A 7,530-nucleotide genomic window follows, 5' to 3' on the forward strand; every position below is an offset into this window, starting at 1 on the left:
GCTAACATGGAACTGCCCGACGGAGACAGTCAGGAGATTGAAGGCAACAAACTTAAAGCAATTGAAGAACAGGCAATTCTTGACGAAAAAGCGAGACGCGACAGTGTGGCTGTTTCCTATGCTGAAACAGTAGATACAATCGCCACGCCCTCCCCGTCCACTGTGCCTGATCCGATTGAAACTTCCGCACAAGCTTATCAGGAGGCGCAAGCGTCGCTACAGGATTTTTATATCCCGGAAGATAATTCCGCTGCGCAGGTGATGGAGTTACAGGCGAGGATTGACGAGCTGGAGGCGCAGAACGCTATGGCACAGCAGAGTCAGCAGCCTAATGAGATGGAACTGATGGAGCAGTCATACAAACTGGCGGCGCAGTATCTCGGCACCGGCAATGGCAGTCAACAGGCTGTGATTGTCGATGAACCGGAAAAAGACCGTAAGGTCATGCCTGTCAATCAAGTAAACCGCAATGTAGTGTCTTCTCTCAGTGCCTCTGCCGATAACACACGCTCTTTCTCTACCGCTGTCGGCATCAAACATAAGAATTTCAAGAATACCATTTCTGCCTGTATCGCCACTGACCAGGCGGTTATCGACGGGCAGAGCGTGAGGCTCCGGACACTCGAACCGATGTGGATTGGCAATTCTCTGTTGCCGAAGAACACAAGCATCGTAGGAGTGGCACGGCTTCAGGGTGAGCGTCTTGAAATCAAGATTGAGAACATTGAGGCTCTCGGCTGCATCATGGAGGTTGACCTCTCGGTCTATGATTCCGACGGTCAGGAGGGTATCAATATTCCCAACTCTATGGAGAGCGATGCACTCCATGAGATTGGTGCCAATATGGGCAGCACGATGGGCAGTTCTATCAACCTGACCACCAATGCCGGGGCACAACTCGTCTCCGATGTGGGCAAAGGACTCATCAACGGTGTGAGCCAGTATCTTAACAAGAAACTGCGCACTGTGAAGGTCCATCTCAAATCCGGCTACAAAGTCATGCTCCGTCAGAATGAGCAGTAATCAAACGTCCCTCCGTCTCAGACGCTCCATGTTCTTCTTGTCGTAAGCCTCCCCACGATTAAGCAGATATTCAAATTTTACAAGGTCTCCTTCTATCTCAATGTGTAGCACAAAGAATGCTCGTTTACTCCCGATACGAATGCGATAAACGCTATTGAGGGTTTCAATCTTCTTGCAGTTTTGGATCTCGTCAAGAGATTGAGCCTCAATGACGTTATTAATTGCATCTCTTACGGATTCGTAGATTTTGCCTGATAGTTTGTCAAATGCCTTGGCAAACTCCTTTGAGAAGTCTATTCTCATCGGTATGCACCCAATTTGTGCTTACGCATGAAATCATCCTTCTCCTGCTCGTTGAGCATGACTTTGCCCTCCGGACGAGTGGAGACCAGATATTTGTAGACTTCGGCATCGTCCATCTCTTCAGCTTCCTGTATGAGAAGATGCTCGATGTATTTCTTGAGGTTCATACCCATTGAGGTTGCCTTCAGACTGAGAGCGGTGAAAACATCTTCAGGGATGTCGATGAGCTTGCGGTGAGAAGACTTGGACTGAGATACTGATACGGTATTCATAGTTCTAATTTTTTGTGCAAAGATAAATCATATATACCATATATACAAATTCGAGCACTTAAAGTTGGATAATATCAAAATTTTCAATTATCAACAAGAATGAAAACAATCACAAAATTCTTTGTTGCGGCAGTGGCGCTCTTCGGATTGGCCACCGCTGCCAACGCAAAAACTGTCAATAACACCGATAATAAAGTGTCGTCTGACACTGAGCAGGCGGCCGAACACGACATGAACGTGTACGGAACCAACTACACCGACGGCGACAAGTTTGACGGTCTGACCCGCAAAGTGGGTTTCGACCGGATGATTCCGCCTCACGCTCTGGAGGTCTGCTACAACAAGACCACCCACATCATCTTCCCGGCTGAGATTGTATATTGTGACCTCGGCAATGAAAATCTCGTGGCTGGAATAGCTGACGGAGCGAAGAACGTGCTGCGTGTCAAGTCTGCCTTCAAGTCGTTCAAGCAGGAGACCAATCTCTCGGTCATCACCGATGATGGCTCTTATTATGTCTTCAACGTCAAATTTGCGAAAGAGCCTCTGCTTCTGAGCATTGAAATGACTGACTTTCTCCACGACGGCGAGGCTGTCAACCGCCCTAATAACGCTCAGGAGGTGTACCTCGAAAAGTTGGGTAGCGAGTCTCCTATGCTTGTCAAGCTGATTATGAAGTCAATCTACAAGCAGAACAAGCGCGAGATCAAGCATATCGGCTCAAAGCGTTTTGGTGTGCAGTTCCTCCTGAAATCCATTTATACCAACAATGGACTTCTCTACTTTCATACCGAGCTGAAGAACACTTCCAATATAGCCTATGACATCGACTATGTGTCGTTCAAGATTGTGGACAAGAAGGTTATCAAGCGAACCGCCATGCAGGAGCAGGTATTGGAACCAATCCGCGCCCATAACTATGTGACGGTGGTACATGGCAAACAGTCGGAGCGCACGGTGTTCGCCTTGGAGAAATTCACAATCCCTGACGACAAGCAGCTCGTTATCGAAATTGCCGAGAAAGAAGGCGGTCGCCATCAGTCTTTTGTGGTCGATAACGAGGACATCGTGAGAGCAAACGTAATCGACGAGTTATCAATCCAGTAAAACGTAAACTATGAAAAAAGCGATAATGATAATCGCTGCCATGCTCACCCTCTTCGGAGGGCGGGCAATGGCCCAGCGATGCCTCCCCGGAATGTCAGCCGTGGAAGTAAAGGCGAATATGACAGACGGTTTTTATACCGGCAAATCCCGCGAATGCGGCTATGATCTCGGAGTGTTCTACTCCGTATTTACAGGGAACCACGGCAATACATGGTCTATCGGCGGGGAGTATCTCCAGACCTTCAAGCCATACGGCGAGAAAGGTCGTATCCCGGTGGCGCAGTTCACAGGCGAGGCTGGATATAATTTCCATATCCTCAGCGACTACTCCATGACTTTCCACCTCTACGGCGGCATATCCGCTCTTGCCGGATATGAGACTGTCAACTGGGGTAAGGATGTGCTGTCCGACGGTTCGACACTCCATGACAGCGACAACTTTATCTACGGCGGTGCGCTCAACTTGCAGGCAGAGTTCTATCTCTCCGACAAGATTGCACTGACTGCCAATGTCAAAGGACGGTTCACTTTCGGGAGCGATGTTCAGATATACCATACAACCTATGGTGTCGGTGTCAAATTCATAATCGAATAGCCTATGCGATACACAAAGAATGACATCAAGAATATCCCGCTGACGGAGTTCATGGCGGCTCTCGGCGAAAAGCCTGTAAAAGCTTTCGGAGACATGAAGCTCTACTATGCCCCGCAGCGCGACGACCCGGAACCGATGTTAGTGGTTGATACCAATACAAACCGATGGTATGACCACGCCACTGACCAGAGTGGCGACATCATCGACCTCGCCGCCCTGAAGATGAATCCCAACCTCTACATGGATCCGCGTGACGTCATACTTAAATACATGAACGAGTATGAGCTGGGCAAGGAGCTTTCGGCAATGGCGCGTCGCCCTCAGGAGCCGATAGTTATAAGCCTCGATATAAAGAAAGTGAAACTCACTGACTTTATGAAGGCTCTCGGTCAGGAACACCCGGTGGCTGCCGACGGTAATCTCCGCATCTACAATGCTCCCTACGATGACAATCCCGGTCCGACAATGGTAATCAACATTGAGACTAATCTCTGGCGTGATACCAAGTCCGGCGCATACGGCGGAATCTATGACCTTGCCTATGAGCTGACAGGTTCATGTAATATGTCGGAGTTGAATCACTACATCGCAGGACAAATGTCGGCCTTGGAGAGGTTCAAAGAGAAAGAGCAGAAGGCGGAACCACCCAAGCAGGAACAGGAGCCTGATAAACCCAAACGGAAGATGCGCCTATGAACATCGACGAAATCCGTAAAGTCTCGCTTGTCGAGTTCTTGAATCAGTTGGGCTACCAGCCGACAGGACGCGACAGCAAAGGTCTATGGTTCTACGCTCCGTATCGCAGTGAGAGAAAACCGTCGTTCCATGTCAATCCACGGAGAAATCTGTGGTTTGACTTCGGAACGGGCGCGGGTGGCGACATCTTCTCGCTTGCCGGAGAAATGTCCGGTGAAACGGACTTTTTGAGGCAAGCCGATTACATCGCGAAGAAGATGCGCCTCCCGGTCGCTAAACCATATAAACCAACGACGTTTGTCGAGGAACCGACCTTTGAGAATGTCGAAGTGTCGCGTCTGGAGTCACCTGTGCTGCTGCGCTATCTTGCCGACAGAGGTATAACGAAAGAAATAGCCCAACGCTATTGTGTGCAAGTCGATTATGAATTGCACGGCAAACGATACTATGCCGTCGGCTTTCCAAATAATGACGATGGATTAGAGTTGAGGAATCCCTTTTTTAAGGGTTCTTACCCGCCCAAGCACATCACTCTGATTGCCAACGGCAACGCCCGGTGCAATCTGTTTGAAGGCTTCATTGACTTTCTTTCAGCGGAACGCCTCGGCTATAATGACGGACTCGACACTATCGTGCTAAACTCTGTATCCAATCTCCAGAAGGCAATACCTGCCCTCGGCGACTACACTGTAATCCAGTGCTATCTTGATAATGACACCGCCGGTCGTGCGGCACTCGCCAGACTCCGCAGGGAGTTCGGCGACAAGGTCATGGATAAGTCGGCACTTTATCCAAATCACAAGGATCTGAACGACTATCTCATGTCGCTCTATCCGAAAAAATCAACAAAACTCAAACTCTGAAAATCGTGAAAACAATCATCAACAAAATCGGCGAAACCCGCCTCACACCCGCCCGTTTCTTCGGGTTCTTTCTCCGTTCCACTACGAAAGCGCGTTGCGGTTACTGGGCTATTCTCTTCACCCTCGTCCTCGCACTGACCTCCTGCTCCGACGACCTCGACGTGCAGCAGTCCTATCCGTTCACGGTGGAGGTCATGCCCTACGGTGACAAAATCAAGCAGGGCGAAACCCTAGAACTACGCTTCGAGATCAAGCCCGAAGGGAACTACGCCAATACCCTCTACACCATCAGATACTTCCAGTACGACGGCGAGGGTACTCTCAAACTCGTTGACGGCCCCGTGCTGGTAAACAACGACCGAGTGCTTCTCGAAAGCAAGACTTTCCGACTCAACTACACCGCCCAGTCCTCCGAAGCAGTGAAATTCGGGATATGGATCGAAGACAACTTTGGGTCAACACCGTGGCAGCAGACCTTTGAGTTCAACAGCAAAGACAGCGATGATGACGACGGCAAAACACTCGGCATCATCAACCCTGTCAATCCCGGAACCATAACACCCATCGGCTTATGAAGAAGCTACTGATATTCCTCATGGCGTTAGTGACTCTCGCGGTCACTACGCCGGCCTTCGCCGCAAAGCGAAGTATAATGGATTTACCTCCATACGAAAGAGCAGTTCTAATCATCAAGCACCATGAGATCTTGCATGACTCCCGGAAACATTGGCCATACCTCGGATATGGTCACAGAAAACTACCCGGGGAGAAATACTTTCGTGGTTATAAGATGAATGAACGGGAGGCTGACGCGCTTCTGCGCAAAGACCTTAACAAGTTCATCGCTCTTTTTGCCGGATTCAAACCGATGGATGCTCTCCTTTTAGGTGTGTTATCATACAATATCGGTCCGGGGGCTGTGATGAAAAGTTCGGTCTATCGCAAGCTGAAAGCCGGTGACCGCAACATCTTCAAGTCCTATACTGCCCACTGCAAGTATAAAGGTAAATTCCACAAGGGTCTATACAAACGTCGCTGTCAGGAGTTTACCGCCTTATACGTTCCGTAAAATCAATATCTTATGATGCTGCCGGAGGGATGCACTTTTCGGAGTGTATCCCTCCGCTGTATCTTATAAACAAATCAAAACGTCCAAAACAAATGGCTTCGATAAAAGTAAAGTTCCGGCCCTCGACTGTCGCTGACCACGAGGGCACAATCTACTATCAGATTATCCACGAAAGGAAGGTGCGACAACTCCTTTCCGACTACAGGGTATATCCCTCTGAGTGGGACGAATCCCGCTCAATGGTCATCACCACCCAGAAGAGTGAACGAAAATCGTTCATCCTCTCAATCCGCGAGCGTATCCGCTGGGATGTTGAACGGTTAACCAAGATTGACCGCAAACTGAATGCCAACGGTCTGACATACACTGCCGATGATGTCATCGACGAGTTCAACCGCTACGCCAACGAATACTCCCTGTTCAACTTCATGGAGAGTATCATCGTCAAACTCAAACAAAGCGGCAAGGTCAGAACCTCCGAGACCTACAAGTCTGCGCTCAGCAGCTTCAAGAAGTTTAGACAGGACGAGGACATAATGCTCGACTGCCTCACCTCCGAAATAATGGAGACTTACGAGGCATGGCACAAAGGTCGTGGCGTTGCTCCCAACACCATATCTTTCTATACCCGTATACTTCGGGCAGTCTATAATCGAGCAGTCGAAGATGACATTATTGAAAACCGCAATCCATTCAAACACGTTTACACCGGCGTTGACAAAACGGTTAAACGAGCCTTGCCGTTGCCTGTCATCAAGAAAATAAAGGCGTTGGACTTGTCGCTGAATGCCTCACTTGACTTCGCCCGCAATATGTTTCTGATGAGCTTCTACCTCCGTGGCATGAGCTTCATTGACATGGCATATCTCCGAAAAACTGACCTCGAAAATGGTCACATGACATACCGTCGTCGCAAGACCGGCCAGCAACTCACCATCGAGTGGACTAAAGAGATGCAGATGATTCTCGACAAATACCCGGAGAACCCCACTCGATATCTGCTGCCTATCATTACCAAGGAGGAGGGCAATCAGCGACGTCACGCCCGCAATGTCAACGAGAGCATCAACCACCACTTGAAGAAAGTAGCAGAGAAAGTAGGCGTACTCTCTCCCCTGACAATGTATTGCGCCCGACATAGCTGGGCTTCCGCAGCCAAAGCAAAAGGCATACCTCTCAGCGTAATCAGCGAAGGTATGGGCCACGATTCCGAAGCGACCACCCAAATCTATCTTGCCTCGCTGGAAACCTCCGTAGTTTACAAAGCTAATGCCCTAATCCTTAAAAGTCTCTAACCCCAGCCCTGATTTCCCTATTCGGGAGGTTGGGGCTGATTTGTTTGAAAAAACTCCAAATCTCTGAGTAAGAGATACGGATACATCCCAACTGCTTGTAGTAAAACCAATTGATTAGGCTATTATTTGAACTTTGCTAAACATCGACGGCTTGAAGTATTTGGAAAATGATATTTTGGACAGATTTTTGGGGCTAAATCCTTTCAATAGTTCGGTAAAATTTGCATATTCAATTGAATATCAATAAGATGCAATAACAATTCAATATCAATGCAAACTGTTGTGTATCAGTGCGATACAGCTATGC

Annotated in this window: 10 protein-coding genes; 8 read left to right on the plus strand and 2 right to left on the minus strand. The window is 48.8% G+C overall.

Annotated features, from left to right (window positions below):
• On the plus strand, nucleotides 1-1,023 hold a 1,023-nt coding region (gene traM / locus C5O24_RS09245), incomplete at its 5' end, for a conjugative transposon protein TraM (protein WP_107681737.1).
• Here the strand turns inward: traM and C5O24_RS09250 are convergent.
• Nucleotides 1,024-1,326 (minus strand): type II toxin-antitoxin system RelE family toxin, encoded by a 303-nt coding sequence (locus C5O24_RS09250; RefSeq protein ID WP_107036655.1) that lies wholly within the window; start codon nucleotides 1,324-1,326, stop codon nucleotides 1,024-1,026.
• Nucleotides 1,323-1,598, minus strand: a complete 276-nt coding sequence (locus C5O24_RS09255; protein ID WP_107036656.1) for a hypothetical protein — start codon at nucleotides 1,596-1,598, stop codon at nucleotides 1,323-1,325. Before C5O24_RS09255 ends, C5O24_RS09250 begins: the two co-directional genes overlap by 4 nt.
• A 99-nt stretch (nucleotides 1,599-1,697) precedes the next feature.
• On the opposite strand from C5O24_RS09255, the gene traN reads away from it, so the two are divergent.
• The 7 genes from traN to C5O24_RS09290 all read left to right on the plus strand — a co-directional run bounded on the left by traN (nucleotide 1,698) and on the right by C5O24_RS09290 (nucleotide 7,223).
• Complete coding sequence (gene traN, locus C5O24_RS09260; RefSeq protein ID WP_107681738.1) at nucleotides 1,698-2,705, plus strand: conjugative transposon protein TraN; 1,008 nt, start codon at nucleotides 1,698-1,700, stop codon at nucleotides 2,703-2,705.
• 10 nt (nucleotides 2,706-2,715) lie between these two features.
• Nucleotides 2,716-3,300 carry a conjugal transfer protein TraO gene (locus C5O24_RS09265; RefSeq protein WP_107037055.1) on the plus strand — a complete coding sequence of 195 codons (585 nt, stop codon included), beginning with the start codon at nucleotides 2,716-2,718 and terminating at the stop codon, nucleotides 3,298-3,300.
• A 3-nt stretch (nucleotides 3,301-3,303) separates the two neighbouring features.
• Nucleotides 3,304-3,996 carry a hypothetical protein gene (locus C5O24_RS09270; RefSeq protein WP_107037056.1) on the plus strand — a complete coding sequence of 231 codons (693 nt, stop codon included), beginning with the start codon at nucleotides 3,304-3,306 and terminating at the stop codon, nucleotides 3,994-3,996.
• Nucleotides 3,993-4,859, plus strand: coding sequence for a DUF8464 domain-containing protein (locus C5O24_RS09275; protein ID WP_107037057.1), 867 nt, complete (start codon nucleotides 3,993-3,995; stop codon nucleotides 4,857-4,859). The genes C5O24_RS09270 and C5O24_RS09275 overlap by 4 nt, the downstream gene beginning before the upstream one ends.
• Before the next feature lie 110 nt (nucleotides 4,860-4,969).
• Nucleotides 4,970-5,434 (plus strand): DUF3872 domain-containing protein, encoded by a 465-nt coding sequence (locus C5O24_RS09280; protein WP_370868729.1) that lies wholly within the window; start codon nucleotides 4,970-4,972, stop codon nucleotides 5,432-5,434.
• Nucleotides 5,431-5,928: a glycoside hydrolase family protein gene (locus C5O24_RS09285; protein WP_107681739.1), complete on the plus strand. Its 498-nt coding sequence runs from the start codon at nucleotides 5,431-5,433 to the stop codon at nucleotides 5,926-5,928. Before C5O24_RS09280 ends, C5O24_RS09285 begins: the two co-directional genes overlap by 4 nt.
• Nucleotides 5,929-6,020: 92 nt before the next feature.
• Nucleotides 6,021-7,223, plus strand: a complete 1,203-nt coding sequence (locus tag C5O24_RS09290; protein WP_107681740.1) for a site-specific integrase — start codon at nucleotides 6,021-6,023, stop codon at nucleotides 7,221-7,223.
• Nucleotides 7,224-7,530 lie beyond the last annotated feature (307 nt).

This window comes from Paramuribaculum intestinale (assembly GCF_003024925.1).
Taxonomy (GTDB): Bacteria; Bacteroidota; Bacteroidia; order Bacteroidales; family Muribaculaceae; genus Paramuribaculum; species Paramuribaculum intestinale.

Coding starts and splice junctions, on each gene's coding strand:
- C5O24_RS09290 (WP_107681740.1), top strand. CDS start 6,021: ATGGCTTCGATAAAAGTAAAGTTCCGGCCCTCGACTGTCGCTGACCAC.
- C5O24_RS09250 (WP_107036655.1), bottom strand. CDS start 1,326: ATGAGAATAGACTTCTCAAAGGAGTTTGCCAAGGCATTTGACAAACTA.
- C5O24_RS09275 (WP_107037057.1), top strand. CDS start 3,993: ATGAACATCGACGAAATCCGTAAAGTCTCGCTTGTCGAGTTCTTGAAT.
- C5O24_RS09265 (WP_107037055.1), top strand. CDS start 2,716: ATGAAAAAAGCGATAATGATAATCGCTGCCATGCTCACCCTCTTCGGA.
- traN (WP_107681738.1), top strand. CDS start 1,698: ATGAAAACAATCACAAAATTCTTTGTTGCGGCAGTGGCGCTCTTCGGA.
- C5O24_RS09255 (WP_107036656.1), bottom strand. CDS start 1,598: ATGAATACCGTATCAGTATCTCAGTCCAAGTCTTCTCACCGCAAGCTC.
- C5O24_RS09270 (WP_107037056.1), top strand. CDS start 3,304: ATGCGATACACAAAGAATGACATCAAGAATATCCCGCTGACGGAGTTC.
- C5O24_RS09285 (WP_107681739.1), top strand. CDS start 5,431: ATGAAGAAGCTACTGATATTCCTCATGGCGTTAGTGACTCTCGCGGTC.